We start from the raw sequence: 26,014 nt of genomic DNA, 5'->3' as shown, positions 1-26,014 counted from the left end.
AAATTTCGATAAAACAAACTTTGTAGATTGTTATAAATCAGAAAATCGTATCAATCATTATGCTTTAACAATTCATCATTTTCTTATTAATGATCCCATTTTAAATTGGTAGCGATGTTTTTTATCCTCGATCTTAATTATAAGTTCTCCATTTTCAAAAAACACATCATAACTATTTACCCTTACCATTCCTGAACCTGTTGCCTGCATTCCGTCGCCGTACGGCCAATTTTCAACCGATTGATAATTAATAAGTTGTAATACCATCATCGTGTTAATATTCCAAAGGTAATAACCTTGTTGTATTATTTCAAAACCACTGCTATTGCTATGAAATGTGTTATCCGAAAAACGAAAAATTAAAAAACTATCTGCTTCATTGTCAAACTTAAACTTTTTTATTTCTTCCATATAACGTTTCGTAGAGTTGCCTCTGCGAATAAAGTTATAGGTATATATATCCTGTACTCCAATACCTTTAAACATGGGCTGAAGTATATAATTTTCGCCTTTTTTCACAACCATGGAGTAATTAACGATCGAATCTTGTTGGAACTTAAATAAAAATGCAGCGGGCTCAATAAACGTTTCGATTATTTCTCCTTTTACAGAATCTAAAGATCCAATTTCTATTGATTCCTGATAGACAGAAAATTTTAAAGTATCAGAGGGATAGGTAAAACCAAAATCCTGACTGAAACCATGAATATTTAAGAGGAAAAAAAGGGAAAAGAAGAGAATTTTTGTTTTTGACATGATTAATAAAGTGTTCTTGCGGAATTTTCCAGTTTGTCCGTTAACATTTAAAGCAAGAATTTTTATGATTATAAATTCCTTTAATATCCAAAGCAAATAAAATCGCATAGTAAGTTTGTTAAATCTTGAATATTTTCACTTGTTTTATCAAGCCAATTATATATAAATAAATCCTAAATTAATCTGCTCTGCGATCAAATTATTTTTTACTACCTCTGCTTCCATTTCATTTAAAAATGTTTTGATTTGAATTAATCCTTTGGTATCAGTTTTTCCGGAACGTATATGTAATTTTTCATTAACTTGTGTTACTTCCCAAAATTTATCGCCCGACGAACTCATCAATGTTATATATTCAAATTTATTATTGTTTTCTGATTGTGCCTGTTTTATAATGGGGTTGGCTTTTATTTCCGTGGAAGTATGTCCCAATTTTCTTAGGATCATCTGCATTACTCTATCCTTATCTTCCAGCCAGTCTTTTGCAAAAACATTTAATATTTCCCAGCCAAAGGCATGTAAAATGGAAGGACGCTGATAATATTGCTCCATGAGATCATCGTTGGAATAATGCATGTCATCATCTATTAAAATACCAAGACAATAATTTAGGTCATCTGAAGATTTTTTAATTCCCAAATTACATTTAAAATTACTTTGTCCAATTTGGTCATCCACAAAAAATCCGTTGGCTTCAAGCGCGGTCTTTATTTGAAAAGCCAAAGCTGATTCTTTTGTTTTAATATCTGTTCTACCCTTATTTTCCGGCATTAAATTATCCAGGATCAGCCTTGCTCCCGACATATTTCCTGTGCTTACCATTTCAGCATATTGCAAAAATCTTTTAAAATAATTTGCTCCGTCGTTATATTCATTTGTAATATGGTGATGTTGAATACTGCTTACAACAGCCATATGCCTTTTTGCGCGGCTGAAAATAACATTCAATCTTTTTTCTCCACCCTTTTTATTTATCGGTCCGAAATTCATGAGCATTTTTTTGTTGCTGTCGTGACCATAACACACACTCATAATAATAAAATCTCTTTCATCGCCCTGAACATTTTCGAGATTTTTTATAAATAATCCTGTAAATTGTTCTTCATCTTTTCGGTTATATGCTTTTTCCAATAATTCTTCAAAAAGTTTATCCGTTGCAGCTAAATTGTCAATTTCTTCTTCAATTACTGATTGTTGTTCCTGACTAAAAGCCACTATACCAATGGTTTCTTTAATTTCATCTTTCAAAAGTTTTCTTACCAGGTGGGCAATGTATTTAGCTTCCGAAACATTATTCCGGTTTTCATATACACTATTCGGCAAATAATGAAAACTGATACTGCCATTCATAAGTTGTTTTGCATTGTCTGCACCCTCCTCCACATTTTGGATCTGCAGGAGTGGTTTGTGCCGGTGATGTACTAATTTATCGGGAATTGTTAGAAGACCGGCATCATAAAATGCATGATTGGAATAACTTATCAATGTTTCATATCTACTGCGATAATGCCAGCTTAACATTGTGCTATTTAATTTTCGAGAACCCTGAACTAAAAGACTGTCGGTATCGGCACTTAAAATTTCATCGCTGTTTTCACCATCAATAATTTCAAGATCTTCCGGGTCTTCCGCTTTGGAAGAAAAGAAATTGCTTGGTGGCATTTGTTTATCATCACCCACAATAATTGTTTGAGGTGCGCGAAATAATGCAGGTATTCCTTCTTCCAAAGTTATCTGACTCGCTTCATCAAAAATAACAACATCAAAAAACGTTGTATCAAGTGGTAAACTGTCACTAACGCTTAAAGGACTCATCAGCCAGACCGGTTTTATATCTTTTAAAACTTTTCCACTATCACCGGAGGCTATTTCCCGAATACTTTTATAACGCATCGATTTACTCATTTCATGCTCCAATATTTTTCTACCTTCGGTATATTCTTTTTTTACCTGACGTTGTTCCGGGGTTAATACTGTTACTGACTTATTGCTTAACTCATAATTTTTAATAAACTTTTCTCTGCGCACAGCTCTTATATAATTACTGTTTAGGTGCAGTAATTCCTTGTAATCTTTTTCAAGATTTTGCACAGTATCATGAATAATACTCTGTGTAGTTCCGGCGAATGAACGGTTTTTGTCAAGCAGCAGTTCAAGTGTTTTTTCAGCCATAATAAATTCCGCCTGAATAGCAGAAATAGGAATATTTCTAATAAAATCCTGAATATTTAACGGCAGATCAACGAATCGACGCAGGCTTGGCAACAGATCCTTGAGTATATGGGCATTACTCTGTATTGTTGCAAGATCGTCGTTAATTTGTTGGAGCGATCGCGATTCAAAACGATAAAGACATTGTTTTAAATGCAACTCTAATTGCCGAAGTGTTGCATTTAATTTGCTCAACTGAATTACAACAGTATCTGCCTGAGGATGCTGAAGCAGGAAATCAATTTCCTTATCTCCCTGTTTGCTTCTTAAAACCTCCATGCTGAGATACGCTGTTTCTAAATTATCAAAGTGATATTTCCTTTCAATAGTATGTTTACACTCAATTGTCCTTTCATTTATTTTATATTCCTCCAAAAGTTGCCCAAGTATTACAGTATACTCCGGACGTATCTGATGAGAGGAAAAATCATATGATCTATTTAATTGATTTTTTAGTCTACGCCATTTCCCGTTTAGAAATCCAAAAAATGATTTTTCAAATTTTTCGGCTAAGCTGATTGCAACTTCCACTTCTTGTTTTTCGGGTTTATTTTGCCAGCGTTTATTTATTTCCAAAGCTTGACGGTATTCACCCAAAACATCTTTATAATTTTTATATAGCTCTTCAAATTCCTTGGCTTCCTTATTTGAAATATCTACTAAACACAGATTATTATTTCGGGCTAATGGTTCGAGTACAACCGAATCAACAACAAGATTTTTTATAAATTTCCACTCGGCGGTATGGTTATGAGGGATATTATTTTCCAATATCACTTTCAAACATTGCTGTATTTTAATTTGTGCATCCGAAGCAAGGTTTTCCAATAATGAAAATGGATTTTCCGCTTTAAGAATATCAATGCCAAGATTACCGAATGGATGATAATGAAATTCAGGTTCAGCACCGGATGTTTCCAGTGCGGTACTCAATTGTTGAATTACTTCACCATATTTCATCCATTGATCATAATTTGGAATGGAGTCCGTTGAAATATTGTCAGGTTTAATAATTTCCTTTAATTCTAACAGTTTCTCAAATAGTTGCCTGGTGCTAACACCTGCTTCAGAATAAATGGTGGTTTGATTTTTATGATATGTTTGAAGAACGTCTAAATTTTTTAACAACTGAGACAAAACATAATTTCTTTGAACAACAATAGCGGAGAGATCCATTTTGTTTTTTAAGAAATCATCGTAAATCACTTTGAGATCCTGCACAAACTTTTTCTTGTCGGCCTGGCTATCATGAATATAACAACATAATTCCGATAACCTATTTTGTTGGAGACGATAATACACCACGTCGAGTGCCGCTCTCTTTTCACATACAAATAATATGGTTTTTCCTTTTCCCAAAAAATCGGCAATTAAATTTGTGATGGTCTGGCTTTTGCCTGTACCCGGTGGCCCCTGAATAATATAACTTTTACCGGTTCTGCTATGCAATACAGATCTTGCCTGCGTTGGATCTGCACTTATCACATGATACCATTCCGCGGGGTCATTTCTTAAAGTAGTTTCTTCAAATTTTTTCGGTTCATTGGTAAACAGGTCATTAAATACCTTATGTTGGATGTTTTCGTCTGTAATTTTATTATAATCACTAACCAAACTCATCTTTTTATAATTAAAATTACCGAGCACGATATTGCAGATGTCGAAATCCCAACTGTAAGGGTTGTTTTCTCCGTCCGCTATCACGAAACTATCTTTTACAGAAGTGGTTTCATTTCCCGAATAATTTTCAGATGTTTTTACAGGTTTGGTATCATTAATTAAAAATTCAACTGCACTTTTATTAATTTCAATTTTATGTTTAAATAATTCAAGACCAAGAGGTTTGAAATTTTCTTCACTGTAACTATAATCCAACTGATGGATAGTAGGATTTCTTTTTAATTTTAATTTCTTCTTATAATTATTAATTGTTTGTCTGGCGATATTATGTATTATTTTAATACGTGGTTTATCAATGTAGTTCAGTTTTACCCCCTGTTTTGCACTATTGATCTTGTCATTCAGCATTGCATAAAACTGTTCCATAGTTACATCATCAAAATCAATACTCTCCGGTAAAGTAATACCATAAAGATCTTTGAGATGATTTGCCAAGATCGGATTTATAAGTGCGGCATTGTCAACAATTTTTAAGGTGTAACGTTCCTCTCTTAATGATTTTTTTCTTTCCAGCTCCACAGGTAAAAGCAAAAGGGGACTTTGAATTCTTTCATTAACGCCTTCCTTTAGGTTATGCCAGTGAAGAAATGCAACAACTAATTTCAATTGACTGAATCCATATTCTTTTTTATCATTTTCTGCACTTAATCTTATAGCATTCAATTGAGTATTTAAATAGGGATGATCTTCAAACCGTAAATATTTGTTTAGAACAATATCCGATTGTTTAATAACCTGTTGCGATATTTCTTTATTCCAGGTAAATAATAATTGAGGATTTATACTTTGATAATGCAATACAACAGGAACACTACTCACCGTTAAATTGGCAAATCTTCCATTCGGTTTATAATACAATAATCTGTTTCTTCTGCTCGAATCAAATAACCTATTGCGTAATTTGGATAAAATAAAAGTTTTTCTGTCGGATGGAATTTTGATCTGAAAGGCAGCTAATTTTGATAAGTCAGTTTCTTTTTGAGGGTCGTAATCGCGATAAAATTTTAATCGCTGAATTATTTCCTTCATATCCTTACTGCGGTTTTTTCTATTCAATTCCGTCATTTCCGTTATCAATGCACAAATAGTTGGATGCATTCTTGCATTAACTCCCGCCGGCTGATTTCTATATGCAACGAACTGATTCAAATCATCAGTATCATACAAGTCGAGACCCATTACAACACTTCCCAATATAAGACCAAGACAAAAAATATCCGTCTGAACATCATGGTGACCAAGCTTAATTTCAAAACATTGATATCCCAGAATATAAACCGGATGTGTCGGAATATCGTTGGGATTATTTTGAATCTGATGATTGGTGCTGGAAGATTGATTTGCTGAAAGATCCTCATCGAGCGTAATACGCTCGGTAATGGAAAAGCCTGCTATTTGATCCTTTGCCAATAATTTTAATACTTCATGCAAATTATTTACTGGTTCATGCGAAAAATTTTCATCTATATCCAGTCTTCCATTATTAATAAATATTGTATCTGTACGTTCAAAGGATGCCACCTGTCCATTTTCGTGAAAACTCAAAACCTCTTCAAAAAGTGGTAAAATAAATTCGATAACTTCATCCGCTGACCATAAATGTTCACTTTGATCCGATTGAAGATATTGCTGAAATGTAATAATGTTATTCATGTGGTCTGCTTAAAATTTAATATTATTATAACGTTATTATGCCAACGAAGCGGATGTCATATTCAAATATTCAGAAACGCTTTGCTTTTTTAAAGCTGCTACCTTTTTTTCGCTGAGTTTTCGTTCCTTTTTAACTGTTGCCGCCAATGCATTATCCAATTTTAATTCCTCTGCCATATAAAAACAGTATCCTAGAGGAATATCTTCTAAATTTTTATCGGCAGAAATGAAATCATACATGATATAGGAAAAATATTCTGATAAAGTGGAATGTAAATGCTCCAAATGATCTTTTAATTCAATTTTATCCGGGATCTGCTTAAGGGTAAAATTCGGAAAATATTGTTTTGCCAATGCCAGGGTTTGTTCCGTTTGCATCCATTCGGGATGTAAGATCAATTTAATTAAACGTTCGGTAATTTCTGAAATATGTTTTTGTTTGAAAAGATCCAGTTCTTCAATATTGATATTTCCTTCTATCATTTTTTTTATCTCTGCATCTGCTTCGTTGTTTTTTGAATGCCATAACCATATTGCACGGGCGCGAATAAAATTTTCAGGGTGGGAAAATCCCATGGTTTTGGTTTCCGATTCCAGAGAGAAGATCTCTTCTGCTTGTTTAATATAACTCTCTGCATTTACTTTTTGTAAACCCGTTGAAATTTTAACCAGAGAAGTAATTATAGCATCACAATTTCCGGTTACCAAATATGCTCCGCGGTCGCAGAAGATCTCCGTATACAACTTAAAAAGTCTTGCCGTTTCATAGTATGGAGGAGTGCAGCTATAGTGATTAGAAATTGCATTCATAATACGATCTGTAATTTCCACCTCACCTCCCGCCTGACAATAAAGTTGCACATGACTTAATTCATGCGCAATTATTGCTTGTACTTCTTCCTCGTTAAGAAATTGCAATATTTTTCCGCTGAAAACAATATGCGCTTCATTATTGATGTAGGCTATTGTAGCATTCATGTCTTCCGTATTTTGCGCTTGGTATAAAAATACGGGGAGCGAAAGATTTAATTTTTCTTTAGCTGCCTGCACCTTTTTAAATAGCTCCGGATCCGCAGATTCTTCAAACTGATAGGTATTTTTTAGCAGGTCTATTTTAAAACTTTTTAAATGATCTTCCTTATAGGTGTGGTGCGCAAAAAATTGCCACAACTTTTCTTGTTGTTTGAAGTATTCGGTTGTTACCAAATGATAATGTAGAATATCGAGCATATTGGGCAATTTTTTGTTTTAACGGGGTTATGTTGGAATTTTGAAATTAACTGCATTCAGTTCTACTCAAAGTAAAGGATTTTCCCGATGGATTCCAAAGATTTTTTCAGGTTGAGTAGCGTAAAATTTTATGCGCTAAAAGATGAATTAAATATTTTAAGGATAAATGCTAATAGAGACTTTTATTCTTTATAAAATCAATCCCGTAATTCATTAGTTTAAGTTTTTAATTAAAAAATATCACTTTAAAATTACAATTAGTTATACCATATAACACCCATTTATAAGTTTTCCATTAAAATTCTCCCTTTTTCACCTACATGGAATTGTGAACACTGAGGCTATTAATCTCGGCAGTTTTATCCCTTTGTAAAGTAATCATTAAAATCTATACACTTAAGAACAGGTCTGTATAGATTTTGGTAAAATCTATACATATTACTGCGCTTTGCGGTTAACAAGGTATTGCATTGTAAATTTTTCATCAGAATAACCCATTTTTTGTATTTTTTTCATGCCAAACAGGTAAAATTTGGCAAAAATTGCGAGGGAAACGCATCTAGAGCGACCTTTGCAAGTTTTTTAAAACCTCTGAAGGTATTATACCTTGTATGTTCGTAATACCTTTAAAGTTTCCTTTTAATTGATGAATACCTTTTTCGTAAAAATCTCATCTCCGTATATTATGGTGATTAAATACACTCCAAAAGTTTTAATCTCAATTATTGTTTGGTGTTCTTTAATATGTTCGCAGTTAAGGGTTGGATTAATATCATAGTAATGAGTAAATTTATTCTAAATCATCATAAATAGTTGTGACAGAAATTAATTTACCCGATTCTATAGCATTTGTAATAGTTTCGGATTGACCTAATACTTTACAAATAGATGTACCGTCATCATTAACTGTAATAACTTGCAATTGCCCTTTATTTTTACTTTCGCCATTTATGATTTGAGGGTCATCGATTCGAAATTGAAAATTTTTAAAGACACCCATTTCATGACCAGCATTAATTTTGACTGTTTTTGCGTTTCCCTTTTTATCTCTTTCCAATATTTCCATAATCTGGGCTTTTATCGGAAAACATGACCAAATTGCGCGATAAACTAGTTCGTCAACTCTATTTTTAATTGCCAATATTGCATCTTTTTCTGATTTATAATCACTCAAAAAGCCTGTTTCAATTTTTAGTTTACATGAATCAAGGACTTCATTATTAAAGTCTTTAACAATAATTTCTAAAGTTGCACCGCCCTTATAAAGCATTTGACCAGTTTGTAAGGCATAAAGTGTAATCTTAAAATCTGCATTAAGAACACTTTGCGCCTTTGAATTATTTATCTCTGCAAGTAAATTGAATCTTTCAGATGAGTCTATATAAGCAAACACATCATTCTTAAGTTTATACCTGGGATAAATGCTCTCATTATAATAAGAGTTATCAGTATATTTTATTGAAAGTAAAGTAAGTAAATGATTATCCGATGCTAATTTAATATCATAATAAAAAGCTTCATCCAATGTTTTCTTAAAACTTTCATTAACTTGGATAGAATTCTCGCTATCCAAAAAAATTGTTTTTTCTAAAGTGCCATCCTTAAAATGGATATACTTACCTTTTGGTAAACCCATATAATTTGAATTTAAAGTAAGAACACCTTCCTTATAAATTCCTTTACCAATATTAATTGTTGAACCGTTCGGTTTTATTTCTAAACACTTATTTTCCTCATTTACCCATAAACCAAAATATTTTTGATGAGCCTCTAGTCCTTTAAAATCAACCGTATCTCCAATGCCAGAAACTTTTTCATAAACATTATTTTTTGCATGGTTTTCAAATTTTGTTATTTTCATCAAATAACAGTCATTATAGTATTTTAAGGTATATGTTAAAGTGTCAATATTAAAAGTAAATTGAGCCCCCGGTTCAATTTCGATTTGACTATCAGTTGTTGTGAATGTTGCGTTGGTCTTCGCATTGTAACTGCAATCCATAAATATCTTAAATACTCCTTCTTTAAATAAAATTGCAAAACATTCATTATCCATATTAGACCAATATCCGACGTATTTTGCATTTTGTTCACTCACCCCTACTAAACTACCCTTTTCGTACTTGCAGTAAACATTTTTAGATGTTGAAATTGGTAGAGTTGTAGTTTTTTCTTCAGTATCATTGCTTAAGGAGTTAGAAATTTGCTTGTGCGAAGTAATTTCATAACCCGAGAAAGAATAACCATTATTCTTTTCTATTAACGTTGCATTACCTATTAACGAATATTTATTACCTTCTGTTAATTTCATTTTATAAAGAAATCCATCACCTTGAATAGTGCACTCAAAATACTTCCAACCGCTTCCTGATACTCCAACAAATGGCTTCGTCAAACTTGTATTCAAATAATAATTCTTTACTACCTCAATTTCAATTTGAAATTCTAATTCATAGAAAATTTCGTTATCAAATTCTGAGGTTTTTCCTTTAAGTTTCTTGAAATTTATCAATTTTAATGCACCCTGTGATTCACTTACAATTTGCTGGCTTAATCCACTTTTAGCAATATTTTCAGCATCAGTTGCGGTTTGTGAAAATACAAATTGGAAAGTGTAAAAACTAAATAATCCAAATAGTAAAATTTTCATAATGCTTTTTTTTCCATGGTTTTCGTCTAATAAAATTGGGTTTGGATATTATAATTATTTTGTAAAAAACAATCACCTCAACAACGTCACCGTCCCTCTCAAAGAATAAACCTTCCCCGGTTCATTCGATTTTTCGTAAGTAACCATCCAGACATACATGCCGATCTCCTGGTCGATGGAGTTTACTTTGCCGTCCCAGCCGTATAAAATATCTTGTGTAGCAAATACGAGTTGTCCCCAGCGATTGTAGATATCGAAGGTGAAAATGGGATAAAAAATGGGATTCAGGATATGGAAATTATCATTTACACCGTCTTCATTCGGCGTAAATGCATTGGGAATAATTAATTCGCTTTCCGACATAATTACAATAATAGAATCGGGTTCTGAAATGCAACCGTGTTCTTCGCCTGTTACGTAATAAACATTCTCTTCGCCTACACTAAATACTAGGGTTTCTGAACAGGTGGGACAATTAATATCATCTGCAGGATACCATAAATAATTTACATCGCCACCAACAATTGTTTCCACTTCCAATAATGCAAGTGCTCCATCGTTCACAAAAACAGTATCTGGAAATGCATTAATTACCGGTGCTTCATAAATATTCACCTGAATGGGTTCCGATCTTCCTTCACAACCATTATCATCAATTACAGTTACATAATAAATTCCGGTGGAGTCGACTAATAAACTGCTGGAACCTGTTGCTAAAATGGAATCACTTTCATCGGTCCACACATAACTGGTATATCCGCCGGGTGCAATAATTGTTGTTTGATAACATCCTTCAAAAGGACCAATATCTACAATAGGTAATTGATTTACCGTTACTGTTTGTGACACAGTATCCGTCATATCACACAGATCATGAATTACGGATGTATAAGTTGTGGTTGTTGCCGGCCAAACTAAATGTACATCTTCATACACTCCTCCCGGAATCCATTCATAAACATAAGGAGGAACACCATAGGTGCCTGATGCATAAAGATCTATGGTATCGCCTGCACAAATTGTAAAATCGGGATGCAGGTCTGATTCTTCGGGATTTTCTTCGACGGTTTTTCCTTCAATGGTAATTACCCAACTTCCAGATGGCATGTAGTGACATAATATTCCGCATGGCGGTTGCGTACAACTGCAATGCCAGGTGCGCATTTCAAAAGTAAAATTATAATCGGCACACTGAGGTGGAATACATGCAATGGTATTAAACATATCCAGATCAATACCATAACACGTACCGGCAGTATCACCATCCGGAGAGAGGCACGACCAGAGTCCACCGGCATAGGGTGAATCATCACAGATACCTAAAATTCGAAAGGCGGCCTGACTCTTTAAACAATCGGTTACACCAAAACATCCAAAGTTTAATGAGTAATAAGTGCCATCAAAATAAGCTGCTGTTAAAGTAGTTTTTCCGGGAACTACAATATCCAATGAATAAGAACAATAATCTGCTTCCGCAAAACAAACTGGATTAAATTCAAAACCAATATCACCGGCAACATAAGTTGCTTCGCCAATTAAAGTAGGATCAATAATTACAGGATACATTCGATCGGGAGATATCAACCATTTTGTATTTACTTTAATTTGCAAAGTATATCCGCCCTCTTTTTTAATTAATTTATATGCAACAGCATTTACCTGATCCATTAAATGTGTGCTGCTTGCATTTTGATCGAGAATTATTGGTTTTTCCATGCGCAACATCGGCAAACCAAATTCGTTTTTTAATATTAATTTTCCTTTCCAATCACCGTTTGGCAAATAATATCCATCTGCATCTTCTTCTGCAAAATGATATCCTGAAGGCAGGTCAATAAATTCTTCAATAATTAAATAATCGGAATTTACATCAACAATAGTTTTATCCTGAATAATAAAATTTGTTTTTATTCCGCTTTTTCGGAATGCAATTTCTCCATCCATCCCTTTAAAAATATTTTTTATCCATGCACCATCTCTGCCAACAGTATGGTCGGAAGTATTAAAATATTGTGAGGAAGAAAATGTATTTCCCGTTTGAAATAATAATTTCAGGTCATCATTAAATCTAAAATTCAGATCTTTAATGGTGATGGAAGTATGATTATTTAAAAGATCAATTTGAGTGGGAAGTGGTTGAGCATCAGCAAGATATATTCCATCTACCGCACTTGGATGCAGATAAAAATCAATTGCCCTCAAATAACCGTTAGGATCAACATAGTTTATAGGACCATAAGATTGTTGTGTGTAAAATACCTTTCCTCCCGTATTATTTTTAACATAATATCTCGAATCCAGAGTTCTTTTTTGAATTAATTCGTAACAATCATCCGGTGCATTTATAGGTAATATTCCGAAATCGGGATTGGATCGATATTGCTCCGGAGTATTGTCGAGTAATTCCTCCGATATTATTTTTTGTGGAATATATTTTCCGGCGGAAGGTTTGGTAAATGAGGTATAATCATTTTTTTTTACCTGCATCTGCTGTTGTGCAAATACAAACTGCATTGCAGCAATGAGGATAAAAAAAAACAATATTCTTTTCATAATATTAATGCTCACTGTGTTTAAAATACGTTCGGGAATAACGGATCAAAAACACTATTTCAATTTCCATCAGAATATTTATACAACATATTCCAAACAAAAATTATTATCTCACCAATGTAATATTTCCCTGCAATTGAATAGTATTTCCATTTCCACCCGTTGCACTTAATACATATACGTAAGATCCCATTTCCTGTGCTACTCCTTTATAAGTTCCATCCCAACACATTTCCTGATTATTTATAATTCCTGCATTATCAGAAAAATACACCTGTTCGCCCCAACGGTTATATACGGAAATTTCGAAATCAACAACTGCCGAACCTATAATTAATAGAAAATCGTTGATACCATCTCCGTTAGGTGAAAATGCCGTAGGAATGTCAACAATGGGATCGCACACATCTATTACTTCATTCACCAAAAATGTTTTCGTGATATCACATGCATCATCCGCAGTATTTATTGTTACCGAATAGGTACCGAATAATCCAACTTCAATTGTTTGAGATGTTGCTCCTGTATTCCAACTATAAGTGGATCCTTCATAACCTGCATCCAAAACAGTAATTCCACCGATACAATATTCAGCGGTATCAAATTCGGCAAAAGGATATTCAACAAAGGCAGTAAGTGTATCATAACTTGCACATCCCTCATCATCTTCCCCAACAACTAAATAACTTGTTGTTGTATCGGGATAAACAGTAAAATAAAAATCATCAGATAACAGAGAATCCGTAGCCAGTTCGTACCAAGCATAATATGGAACACCGGTTGTAAGGGTACTGAATATTGCTGCCTCACCAACACAAATAGTTACATCATCTCCCCCATCCACCGGTATTGTTTCAATTACGGTAATGGTTTTAGTTCCGCTTCCGCTTCCACATTCATTCAGTGCAAAAACATTCAGGGTATAAACACCGGCTTCATCCCAAATAACACCAACAACATTATTGGAAGTATCCACTATTGTCCCTCCGGAAAGAGACCAATCGTAATAAGTTGTGATAAAATACGGCACATTAAAATAGGTGGTATCTCCGGTACAGGCTTTCGGAGGACCGCTAATTGTTACAATAGGAACGTCTATTACATGGAAGGTTACATATTCGCTCCAAGGTCCCGGACAACCAAAACTAATTTCTCTAACTCGCAATGTTACGTCGCCGGTTGCACCGGTAAAATCAATATAAATTGGATTATATGCCCAATTAAATGGCGTTCCTATTCCAAATTGGAACTGATAATCGGAATTAATATTATATGGAACAACGAGTGCATTTCCAATTGCGCCTTCACATAAAAGAGTATCTTCCGGAATTAATATGGGAGCATTATCTGCAGGTGCACCTATGGATAAATGAATGAGTGTTCCTAAAGTATTTTCTGAAGGCGTTCCACAATTTGCATTTACGCGCAAATACCAGATCCCTGCATCCAATCCCATTGCAAGCAGATCGAAATAACCCGGAATTACCAGATCAATTGTTCCCGATTCTGTATCAACGGTTAAACCCAGTTCACAATAACTCGCCTGCGTAAAAAACATTGCATCTAATACTTCCACACAGAAAGTATTGGTATCGCAATAAGTTTCTATATCATCAAAAACATTTACATCGTAAGTAATGGTAACTGTTACACCCGAATCTTCGGTGATACACACATAAACATCTTCAATATCATTTGTTTCAATATCACATTCCTGAATACAAATAGGTCCATAAACGGATCCTATAACGGGTGGTAAACTCGAGACCACACGAATAAAATAATTACATCCCGGTGGAACCACAGGAACAATTCCGGAAACAGTTCCCGGAGGAGAACCTAAAGCGGGATCGAAAGTGGCACTGGTATATAATGTTCCAATAATATAAGGTGAATCAAAACTTCCGGTGGAGTCGCTGAGCTGAGCAGTGTAGGCATTTCCAGCAGTAAATACTCCGGTGGAGAAAAATGGTACATCAATTACACTGTTAACACATACTGCATTGGAATCGTAAGTAACTACCGGTGCTAATGTGGTTATGGTATTCGGACAATTTTCGACGGCGAAACAAACGCTGGCCTCTCCAAAAATTTCGGGCAACGGAGAGGTTCGGTTTATTCGAATTTTATAACAGGATCCATCGGGAACAAATCCCGGAATAATTGCGGCAATTGCTCCTGTAGTATCTTCCGCTAAAATTGTAAATACACCTAAACTTATTGGTGATGCAAATGCTCCAACAGCATTTGATAATTCTATTTCATAAATTCCATCACAAAGTGGATCTGTAAGCGACCAACCAACTACAACTGTGCTGAGTTTACAAACAGGATCAGGAAATAAAAAATCTATCACGATATCAACCGGGTGAATTGCTTCATCATAAGTTCCAACAGCAATAATATCATCTACTGCAAACGACATGGTACTTGCACCGCCACTTGCATTATTTACCCAACGAAATGCAAAACGAAGATCTGCAACTTCCTGAAAAGCAGGATCGGTTATCACTTCATATTTCCATAAGGTTTGATCGTTGTAAAGTCCCATGCCCACTGCAGTCCAGGGACCGCCATCTGCGCTGTAATATACCTGACCATAATCGTTCGGGTCACCTTCGCCCAACCAGAAAAAAGTAAATTCGATATCGATCAAACCAAGCGTACAAAATCCGCTCGACATCTCCGCAAAATTGTCGGAGGGAGCTGTTGTATTATAACTGGCACAAGTAATTGCAGGAGCAGCTTCTTCATCATAAATATGTAAATATTTGCTCATGGGAGCGCCACCTATGGTTCCAAATTCAGTGAGGTCTTGCGTGGTAGTATTGGGGTATCCGAATCCGCCCTCATAACTATCGTTTATGATCCATTTATTTGTTCCCACAGCCCCTCCTGGGCCCGTAGAATTGAGTATAAATGGGGCTGTTAGTCCATTGAAATCTTCAGTATATAACTGAAATGTTTGGGCTTTAAGTCCAACAATTGTAAAACTAAAAACAAGGAGTGCGGTGTAAAATCTGATCATAGGCTCGGCGAATGGAATACTAAATTAGGGAATTTTTGGGATATACGGTATAAAATGGAATAAAAGCAATTGAGGAGAAAAAAAGGGGAACGCGGATGACGCGGATTTGGCGGATAAAAAAGGATAAAAGTTAGGGAAAAAAGGGATATACGAATGGCACGGGTATGGCGGATAAAAAAGGATAAAAAAATGGGGTGATGTGAAGATTCTTTTGAGTATGTTTTAGAGTATATTCAATAAATTGCATCGTAACGTAATCTGCTGGTATGCCGTGGTTGGTGTTTTTCATGGTGAAAAACACCGGCCACGGCATTCGTAAATTAACGAGCAATAACAAATTGTTCCGCTATAATATTATCTGCGAATATTATTTCAAAAATATAAATACCATTTGGCAAGGATTGTAACAACAATTTACTTTGAATTTGGTTTTCGTATTTCAATTCAAATTGATCATGATAAACCACTTCTCCAAACATATTATAAATTTTAATTTTAGAGATTCCTGTTTGAGGGGAAGAAAATTGGAGGTTTATATTTAATAAATCTTCTATTGGATTGGGGTAAATCAAAAGTTCAGAAAAATCCTTATTTGCTAGTTTACAACTATTAATTATGGAATATGGAGTTGACGGTTTACTACAACCAAAAGCTGTAGTTGCGCGAACTTTTATATTTCCGGTTTCCGTTGCCATATAAACATTGGAGGTTGCTCCTGCTATTGGAGATGCACCATTATACCATTGGTAGGTATACCCCATTACATTCGAAGTCTTTAATTTGATGGAAGGGTCAAAACAAAGATCATTAGTTGGATCTATATTTATGATTGAAGGATTTGGTTTGGGATATTTAATTACATTTACAGTATCGGAAGATGCAAAACAAATTCCGTTTCCAATATTCACGGAATAATTCCCTGTTGTATTTGCATTATATGTTTGACTTATAGCACCTACTATTGCCGTACCATTTTTAAACCATTGATAGGTATAGGTTGAATCATAAACAGCATTTAATATCACAGAACTTCCGGCACAAAAATTTGTTGGTCCGTCTGTGGTAATATTTGTAAGGATCTCGCATGGCACATAACCCGTTGTGTATTTTGCAACTATAAAATCAGTGTATCCTCCTGCTGCAATTAACTTACCATCGGGTAAAATATCCATACCGGTAATGTAATTTCCATTGATTACTACATTCAGATCTGAAATTTGTTTTCCGTCTCCCGAAAAAGTAACATCCAGACTTCCATTTGTTAAATATCGTGCAATTGCAAAATCAGAATTTAAATCATTATAATTATACACTCCCCCTGCAATTATTTTTCCATCCCCTTGGATATTAACTGCTTGTGCGAAATCGGAATATGAGCCAAATCCCGTGATTACCATGCCATCAGTATCAAAACTTACGTCAAGTGTACCATCGGTATTATACCTTACCAATCCGAAAGACCAGGCTGCTCCAAGCCTTGTTTTGCCACAAACAATGATTTTACCATCTTCCTGAATCGCTAGATCAAACGCTAAATCGGGCTCTTGAATACTTGTAGTTACAATTCCATCTCCACCAAAAGTACTATCTAAGCTGCCATTAACATTATATCTAACTACCATAAAATCTTCAAATAAATATTCATAAACTCCACATACAACAATTTTTCCGTCAGGTTGTATTTTCAAAGCATTTGCATAACAAGATCTTATTCCCATGGCAGTTGTTACGATTCCTCCTGTGCCAAATTCTGTATCGAGACTTCCATCTGTATTATATCGAACCACGAAAAATTCATTATCATCAACATTCCAGGCGCTACCAGTAACAACGATCTTACCGTCTGCCTGAACAGCAACATCATAGGCATAATCCTCATCAGCATAAATATCTGTCATCACCTTACCGTCGCCACTAAAACTGGCATCCAAAAATCCATTTGGTAAAAATCGCAATACAGAAATTCCAGTATTGTCAAATGAATAATCTCCAAAACCTACAGTAATTATTTTACCATCGGGTTGAAGTGCAATAGCGTTTAGCTCATTATCACCATCTCCAGTGCCATTTGAAGCGGTGGTCTTTCCGGAGAGTCCAAACCCGGTGTCTACATCGCCGTTTGCCAAAAATCTTACCAATGAAGCTTTACCGCCAAAAGCGGAATAGGAATAACCTCCCACCAAAATTTTGCCATCGGGCTGCGCAATTACATCGTTACATTCATCCACCATGGTATATGCTGCATAACCATCCAAACTAAAAGTGGAATCAAGTTCACCAAATTGAGAATAGCAAAAATTCGTAAGGAATAGATTACAAATTAATGCAACAATAATAATTTTGACATGCATAAGCTGTGGATTTGTAGTCCAAAAATAATAATATCCCGCCAATTAATTAATACTCTTCCTCTTACGCCGTGGTTGGTGTTGTTCACCAACCACATTCGGGAGTGACTTACATGGATGTCAAAAACCCCCAATCGTCAATTCCCGTTTCGTAAAATTTCGCGCTGCTATATAGATATTCTTGTGGAGTATTTGCGAGGTTCCATTTTGCACTGCAGGGATTGCAATGAATATAATTCAATTTCTGATAAAATGTTTTATCGTTATAAATTGGAATTGCTAATGGTCTTCTTTCCCAGATCTGATATTTTCTGTCCTTTTGTGTTGATTTATATTCTTCAATGAAAAGAGTTTCATCCAAATGTATTTTTAATATTAATTGTTTTGCTGTGAATTTTCCAAAATCTCTTTGAACATCTTTCATTAATTGATTTTCACATATTGAAAAAATAGAATGAATATGTGTCGGCATAATTACAAATCCGTACATATTAATTCTTTTTGTTTCTACCAGATGTCGCCAACTGGAAATGATGATATTTTTATTTCCATCTTTTGCAAGCAGCGGTTTCCAATTTAAAATAGTGGAGGTGGAAAAAAATAAAGGAATGGTGTATTCCTGTAAAAAGGGATTGTAAAAGGGCATAAACGTTTATTAGGGTTAAACAATATGATAAAAATAGTGATTAATTTTTTATATATTAAATTATTGCGTAGAATTTGGCCGTATAATCACGCGTCCTAGGTGGTTGGTGAACAACACCAACCACGGCACCAAAATTTGGCCGTAACATCACGCGTCCCAGGTGGTTGGTGAAAAACACCAACCACGGCGTGCGGGGTTAGTTGTTAGCCGGAGCATATGTCCTCCCATGCGTGAATGTGGTTGGTGAACAACACCAACCACGGCACACCAAAATTTGGCCGTAGCATCACGCGTCCCAGGTGGTTGGTGAATAACACCTACCACGGCGTGCGGGGTTAGTTGTTAGCCGGAACATATGTCCTCCCATGCGTGAATGTGGTTGGTGAACAACACCAACCACGGCACACCAACCACGGCACACCAACCACTCCACACCAACCATGGCGTGCGAGCATATGAAAATTATTGATTATTAGCTTTTATCGCATCTAAATTCACACCCGCCTTAAAATAAATATTACAACTCTGCATCCACTCATATGAATCAAGCTCAGGTTTTATAAATTGGTATTGACTTCCTAATGATAAAACAATTTTTTTATTAATAGTATGTCGTATTTCACATCCTGCATTAAAGAAAAACAGGTGTTTGTTGTAGTCGTTTTCTTCGTAAAATAATTTGTAATCATCGTAATAAGAAATTATATCTTTATTGACTACAAAACCATAAGAAAACCCGGTATATGCTAAAAACTTCCATTTGCTGTCTACGGCATTGGAAAAATCTAAAGAAAGGTTGATGGGTATTTCAATGATATCATATCGCTCGTCTACTTTATTCGGACAAATATGTTCTAAATCAGACCAGCAAAATACATTGATGTAAACTTCCCGGAGCTGTGTAAAAAATATTCCGCTACTGAAACCAAGCCGTTTATAGATATTGTGATCGTAAAAAATTCCGCTTCCAAAGCCCCATCCATACTCTTCGCTAAAATTTGTTGTTGTAGCGATCGGATTAATTTTTAACCCTATCGTTTGACTTTTTATTCCGGATAAAACACAAACAACAAGAACAAAGGTAAGTACGCAGGATTTCATAAAGAGGAATTTTATTTATACCAAATATACTATAAAGTTTCAATCATCATCCTCAACCACTGGAATATTGGTTTCTTTTGCCGGTTTATCCTTTTTTCCAAAATTAAAATCTCCCCTTATTTCACTATGTCTTATTTCTCCTCCGGTATAACCCACATAACTTAAAATTCCGGCAGAACCTGCGGAGGCTAATAAGGTGAGAATCATAAACATCTGAACAGATTTCTTTTTAAAGTGCAATAATAAAAGTGTTATAAATGCCAACCCGCCGGTAATAAAAATTACAATTCTTCCTTTTTCGGCAATTTCTTCGTGTTCGTGAATTGCCTCATGGGTAACTCCCGAAATTTCTTCCACCTGTTCTTCTGCAGGTTCGCCGGTTGCAAATGCAGGTATGGTGAAAGCTGCTGCCAGAATGATAAGCAGCAGACTTGCGAATTTCAGATGTTGCTTTTTAAAAATAAAGGATGCAACTATAAATCCTGTTCCGATCACACTAAGTATGATGGGAAAGTGGTTTAGCAATAAATGCCAATGTGCTGAATTAATGTTCATAATCGTAAAAATTTAAAATTAGTAAATATTTTTTACGATTGCCTTTTCCTTGCAAACCGGTTCGCCTATAAAACCGGTTTTAATCCTCCACTGGTCATCCGAAGTTTAGTGTCATATAATTCGATATACTTTAAATCGGAGGTATATTCATTATCATCCAGACAATACTCCAGGTTTTTATTTATTTGCACATATTTATCCATTGGTACCCGAATAGTAATATATACCTGTTGATCGCGCCATTGTTCCATATCATTTAATTTTATCACGGATGGAATGGTTAAAAGTGAATCTCCTGACTGAACGATAAAAAATGTACAATTTTGTGCATTTTCTTTTGCATCTAATCGGTCATGTCCCTTTGCAATTTTATTTATCAGCACTACAAAATTAGTGTCGGTACTTTTTTCAAATTCCACCTCTATTCGGTGAAATGCATACGAATTTTCTTCAACGTTGATATATCCCCAGTCGTGATTATCTTCCCAAAAATCCTTTTTTATTATGTGTTTACCATGTTTTGAATCAGAATCAAAACTATATCCTGTTTTCGTTTTGTAATAGTCGGAATCGTTGTCATTCAATTGCACATACAAAGTATTATTTGCCGGTTGAGCAATATCCATTTTATTACTTACTTCTCCTTCTACCCTGAATTCTTTTCCTATGGTAATTCCCAAATAAATTACGATAAATAAACACACTGTCCATAATAATCCAAGTCCACCACTTACATATCTGGTTTTCTTTTTAATACCAACCAAATATTTTACACTGGAGAAAATTAAACCGAGCAAAGGAATAATTACCAGAGCTAAGGCAGATGCCACCAAAAGCCACGCCTGATTGCTTCCTGCCATTATCTGGTTACCCAAAAAGTCTATCTCCGAAAATGGATCTCCCCAGTTGCTGAATAATTCAACAATAATAACTACAACAATTAATAAGCTAAAAATTAAAACTCCTCCTACAAATATTTTCGCTACTGTTTGCACGGCGGGTTTTATGGTTTGTGCAAATCCTTCTATGAAATCACCGGCGTTTTTTTTTGACTTGTCGATATTCTCACGTGAAAAAGTTTGTTTAACCTCTTCTCCAAATTCATTTACTTTGGTAGTAAATTGTTTTGCACCATCTTTAATTGTTTTTTCGATATTGCTGATATCAACTTTTTCACCGCGCATTTCCAATTTCTCTGCGGTTGTTTTTGCTTCGGGAATTATTATCCATAAAATAATATATAATAACAATCCTGTTCCTGCAAAAAAGAAGGCAATTAAAAAAGCAAGTCGAATCCATAAAGAATCCACATTAAATTTTGCGGCAAATCCTGAGCATACACCTCCTAAAACATTGTGTTCTTTGTCGCGATAAAATTTAGACCCGCCAGATTTTTTTTCCTGCGTATTCGAATTATTATAGTGTGGAGTTGGAATTTCTTCCTCATAATCTTCCGGCTTTCCCATTATGGTAATTATCTCATCTACATAATTATCCGTAATAGCTCCGCGTTCACCAACCTTTTCGGTGAATAATTCAGCAATTCGATCTTCAATGTCCTTAATGATCTCGTCACCATCCGGTGTGGAAGTATACTTTTTTCTGATACTGTTTAAATAAGTATCTAATTTTTTATAAGCGGTTTCGTCTATCTGAAAAACCAAGCCGCCGATATTTACATATAATAACTTGTTCATGTTAAATTGTGTTTAAATGTTTTGAGTTTATAGATACGGCATTCGATAATTCGAGCCATGTTTTATTGAGTTCGGTTAAAAAAAGTTTGCCTTTATCAGTTAACTGATAATATTTGCGGGGTGGACCCGAATTACTTTCCACCCATTTGTAACTGAGAAGTTCCATCGTTTTTAGCCGGTTGAGCAAAGGATAAACTGTTCCTTCCGCAACCAGCAGATTACTTTCTTTTAATCTGCTAATCACATCCGAAGGATAAATTTCCCCCTCACTTATTATGGCCAGTATACAGAACTCCAGCACACCCTTTCGCATTTGAGCCTGGGCATTTTCTACATTCATGATGCAAAGCTATGGTATAACTTTGAACTATGCAATACATAGTAGCAGGTTTTTACAGGTAGCAGGTGTTATATTTTGTTAAAATGCAGTAAAATCAAGTATTTCGGGCATCAAAAAAAATTACTTATTTTTCCGAAAATTATGAAAGCCGCTCTTTTTTCCTTCGTTTTTACAATTTCCAATCTCTGTATTTTGCAGGCACAGGCTCCTTATTAGCCATACAGAACTGAAAAAGATATAACGCTTGACGGAGTTGTAGACGAAGCAGAATGGTTACTAACACCAGTTGAAACGGATTTTATGCAGGAAGGTCCTGACCCTGGTGCGGCTCCGACAGAAAGAACGGAAGTGCGTATTATATATAATGATACCTATCTGTTTGTTGCAATTACTTCCTTTGATTCTGAAGCCGACAAAATGATTCGGCTTGAAATGGAACGCGATTTTCCGTTGGGACAGGATGATGGAACAGCATTTATTATAGATCCATACCACGATAAAATTACAGGACTAAATTTTGTCGCTAATACTTTGGATGCCCGTTGGGATGCCCAGGTTACGCAAGATGGTGGGGGATTAAATGATTCATATAACACATTTTGGGAAGCGCGGACCTATGTTGGCGATTTTGGATATTCCACGGAATACAGAATTCCATTTTCCTCGCTTCGTTTCGAACAAAAAGAAGAAGTTTTAATGGGTTTCAGGATTGCACGTTTAATTAAAAGAAAAAATGAATTAATCACTTTTCCTAAATGTGATCCGAATACAGAAAATACCTGGACAAATATTTCTTATGCGAGGGAAATTGTTTTCCGTGATCTGAAAAGCAGAAATCCATTGTATATCAGTCCCTATATTATTGCAAATTATTATGAAGAAAATGTTTTAAATGCTGAGGGTACAGCATATGAAAAAAATTCCAATTTTATGACGCGTAAACATTTTTTTGAAAATGAAACGCTGGATAAAATTGTGAGTAATATAGGGGTGGATGCAAAATATGGTCTCTCTAAAAATTTAACCCTCGACCTCACAATTAATACCGATTTTGCACAAGCGGAAGTTGACGACAGAATTATTAATCTTTCGAAATATGAAGTAAATCTTCCCGAAAAGAGAAGTTTTTTTCTGGAATCCGCAAATCAGTTAAGTTTTGGTTTTCCATCCGGAAACGAATTATTTATTACAAGAAGAATTGGAAATGAAAACGGAGTTATTGTACCAATCATTGGCGGAGTACGTCTTACAGGAAAAGTAAACGACTGGCAAATTGGCGCATTAAATATGCAGACAAAAGGTGTATCCTCCGTCGGAATTTCACCGCATAATTTTACTGTCCTGCGAACACGCCGTGATATTGATTCCCTTGGAAGTTTTGTTGGCGCAATTGTTTGCAACAGAGTCAATACCGATACTTCGGCATTATCAAATCAATCGTTTGGAATTGATTTTGTTAAAAGATTAAATCAACAATTTACCATTGAAGGGGGCTTGATAAATACCTTAGACAATTTTGAAACTCCCGATCTTTTAGAGAGTTTATATTTTCATACCGGATTTTTTCAATCTGCAACAAAGGGATTTATTTATAATGCCACTTTAGATCTTGTTGGTCAGCATTTGAATCCCGTTATGGGTTATCTGGATGACAATGATTACGGTTCCGTAAAAGGTACACTTAAATATCAATGGAATTTAAAGAACAGCAAACTATTAAATTATTTTTATATTTCCACCTTTAATAAATACAGATGGAAAATAGAAAATGGTGGTGCCGAAACTATTGCCGATGATCTTTACACCGGAATTAATTTTAAGAGTGGTGCGGCGATCGATATTTCCATTATAGAATTTAAACAGGATTCTTTGTTTTTCGATTGGGAGCTGGACGATCGCAATGCAATTTCCGCCGGAGTATATCAAACATTTAATACAGCGATCACGCTCGTCTCACCCCAACAATCTAACTATACTGCATCCATTTATACTACCTACGGTGGATTTTACGGAGGCGACCGTTTATATGTTCAACCTGATATCACCTATTGGGTGAATAAACATTTTAATTTATCCCTCACCTACGAATACAATCATATCACCTTTGAAAAATATCTCGCCGAAGATAAAAATACTTTATATGAAAGCAATTTAATTCGTTTAGGATTGGTATATAATTTCACTACAAGATATTCTCTCAAAACCTATTTTCAATTCGACGATCTCAGTCAACAAACCAGCACAAACATTAGATTCCGTTATAATCCAAAGGAAGGAACTGATCTTTTTATTGTAATTAATCAGGGAATAAATAATTACCGTACAAGATTGGATCCTAAACTACCTTATATTAATAATCAGGCGTTTACGGTTAAGTTTACGAAAACCTTTGGAGGTGATTAAGGCAATCTATTCTGTAAAAATCCTACCCAAAAAATTAATGCAGCTCCAACCCCGGCATATCCACTTTCTTGATCATCCACCAACCATATTCCTGTATTAAAACAAATTGTCCGTTACCGGAAAAGGTAAGATTTTCTTTTGTTTCTGTAAACACATTGTATTTGATGGTGAATTTTACCAACCCGAATTCATCATCATTTTCCAGAGAGGTAATTTCAAATTCGTCAAGATCTCTAGTTGGAAATGCATCAAAATAATTGCTCAATGTTGGCGATAACATTCTTTTATATTCACTGTCGTCACTCTCATCATAAATAAGATCAGAACAGGAAATCACACATTTATCAAACCTCTCTTCTCCGGGAAAAGCATCGCGAAAAATATAGTCGATAAATTCGTTACATCTGTTGCGAATATCATATGGATGATTCGGATGAAATTCCTCATAAATGAAATTGAGTGTCCATCCCGGCATACGCATATTATCAATTTCATGGTCAAATAATTCTTCCGTAACAAAGGTGTAAAGCAATCGCACTTCATCGGGATATTCGGCAAGCACACTTACATTAATACCATTTTCCTCTAAAAGATTACAGAGTTTCAAACTTTCTTCCACAAGTTGTTTATCTGTTAATTGAGCGGCGGGAATACAATCCGGTCTTCCGATATAATCAAACAACTTTATCTGCACTCTTTCTGCATATTGTTTTTCAAATGCAAGTACATTATCTAAAAATTGTTTTTCCACTTCCGGTGGAAGCGCTGTGGAATTCAATCCGAATTGAGCGCCGAATTCCATTTCGAGTTTTAATTTTTTTACTTCATTTTCCGCTCGCAGATCGTCGTCGTGCGTAATTGCGGGTTTGTTTTTTTCGGGCATAACAAAATATTTAATGCTAAAATATTTGTATTTGTAATTGCCTGTTAATAATCGTTTAATTTACCTGCGCAGTTAATGCAATTGTTAGCGCTCAAAAATTGCTATTTTTAGAAAAACAATTGTTTAAAAGTTTATCTGACAACCCTTTAAACGCTTTTAATCGCTTATAAGCGGTTAACACACTTATATTTTTATTTGGGAATTATTTTTAAATATTTTATCATCTTCCTTTAAGAAGTTTATTTCCGTAAAAAAATGTTTCTGCTTAGATTTTATAAAT

General features: G+C 34.9%; 14 protein-coding genes. 1 reads left to right on the top strand and 13 read right to left on the bottom strand.

All coding sequences use genetic code 11. The annotated features are described in order from the left end of the window. Positions 1-75: 75 nt before the first annotated feature. The 12 genes from IPI31_04585 to IPI31_04530 form a co-directional block, all read right to left on the bottom strand. A complete protein-coding gene (locus IPI31_04585; GenBank protein MBK7567083.1) occupies positions 76-864 on the bottom strand; it encodes a hypothetical protein in 789 nt (262 codons plus the stop codon). Between the two features lie 48 nt (positions 865-912). Further along, complete coding sequence (locus IPI31_04580; GenBank protein ID MBK7567082.1) at positions 913-6,300, bottom strand: DUF4011 domain-containing protein; 5,388 nt, start codon at positions 6,298-6,300, stop codon at positions 913-915. A 36-nt stretch (positions 6,301-6,336) separates the two neighbouring features. Next, positions 6,337-7,530 carry a M48 family metalloprotease gene (locus IPI31_04575; protein ID MBK7567081.1) on the bottom strand — a complete coding sequence of 398 codons (1,194 nt, stop codon included), beginning with the start codon at positions 7,528-7,530 and terminating at the stop codon, positions 6,337-6,339. A gap of 790 nt (positions 7,531-8,320) precedes the next feature. Then, complete coding sequence (locus tag IPI31_04570) at positions 8,321-10,180, bottom strand: hypothetical protein (protein ID MBK7567080.1); 1,860 nt, start codon at positions 10,178-10,180, stop codon at positions 8,321-8,323. 72 nt (positions 10,181-10,252) lie between these two features. Further along, complete coding sequence (locus tag IPI31_04565) at positions 10,253-12,733, bottom strand: gliding motility-associated C-terminal domain-containing protein (protein ID MBK7567079.1); 2,481 nt, start codon at positions 12,731-12,733, stop codon at positions 10,253-10,255. Positions 12,734-12,839: 106 nt separating this feature from the next. Then, positions 12,840-15,761 carry a gliding motility-associated C-terminal domain-containing protein gene (locus IPI31_04560; protein ID MBK7567078.1) on the bottom strand — a complete coding sequence of 974 codons (2,922 nt, stop codon included), beginning with the start codon at positions 15,759-15,761 and terminating at the stop codon, positions 12,840-12,842. A gap of 320 nt (positions 15,762-16,081) precedes the next feature. Beyond that, positions 16,082-18,112: a T9SS type A sorting domain-containing protein gene (locus tag IPI31_04555; protein ID MBK7567077.1), complete on the bottom strand. Its 2,031-nt coding sequence runs from the start codon at positions 18,110-18,112 to the stop codon at positions 16,082-16,084. A 106-nt stretch (positions 18,113-18,218) separates the two neighbouring features. Further along, positions 18,219-18,755, bottom strand: coding sequence for a transposase (locus tag IPI31_04550; GenBank protein MBK7567076.1), 537 nt, complete (start codon positions 18,753-18,755; stop codon positions 18,219-18,221). Between the two features lie 462 nt (positions 18,756-19,217). Next, positions 19,218-19,856, bottom strand: coding sequence for a hypothetical protein (locus tag IPI31_04545; protein ID MBK7567075.1), 639 nt, complete (start codon positions 19,854-19,856; stop codon positions 19,218-19,220). 39 nt (positions 19,857-19,895) lie between these two features. Continuing rightward, on the bottom strand, positions 19,896-20,411 hold the full coding sequence (locus tag IPI31_04540) for a hypothetical protein (protein ID MBK7567074.1): 516 nt from the start codon (positions 20,409-20,411) through the stop codon (positions 19,896-19,898). 65 nt (positions 20,412-20,476) lie between these two features. After that, a complete protein-coding gene (locus tag IPI31_04535; GenBank protein ID MBK7567073.1) occupies positions 20,477-22,108 on the bottom strand; it encodes a PspC domain-containing protein in 1,632 nt (543 codons plus the stop codon). A 1-nt stretch (position 22,109) separates the two neighbouring features. After that, positions 22,110-22,448 (bottom strand): PadR family transcriptional regulator, encoded by a 339-nt coding sequence (locus tag IPI31_04530; protein MBK7567072.1) that lies wholly within the window; start codon positions 22,446-22,448, stop codon positions 22,110-22,112. Between the two features lie 300 nt (positions 22,449-22,748). On the opposite strand from IPI31_04530, the gene IPI31_04525 reads away from it, so the two are divergent. After that, positions 22,749-24,851, top strand: a complete 2,103-nt coding sequence (locus tag IPI31_04525) for a carbohydrate binding family 9 domain-containing protein (GenBank protein ID MBK7567071.1) — start codon at positions 22,749-22,751, stop codon at positions 24,849-24,851. 34 nt (positions 24,852-24,885) lie between these two features. On the opposite strand, the gene IPI31_04520 is transcribed toward IPI31_04525, so the two are convergent. Further along, on the bottom strand, positions 24,886-25,734 hold the full coding sequence (locus IPI31_04520; protein MBK7567070.1) for a hypothetical protein: 849 nt from the start codon (positions 25,732-25,734) through the stop codon (positions 24,886-24,888). Between the last annotated feature and the right edge of the window lie 280 nt (positions 25,735-26,014).

The organism is Bacteroidota bacterium, from assembly GCA_016706865.1.
Taxonomy (GTDB): domain Bacteria; phylum Bacteroidota; class Bacteroidia; order Chitinophagales; family BACL12; genus UBA7236.
Note: the sequence above shows the minus strand (reverse complement) of the source record. Positions and strands in the feature narration are given on the sequence as shown.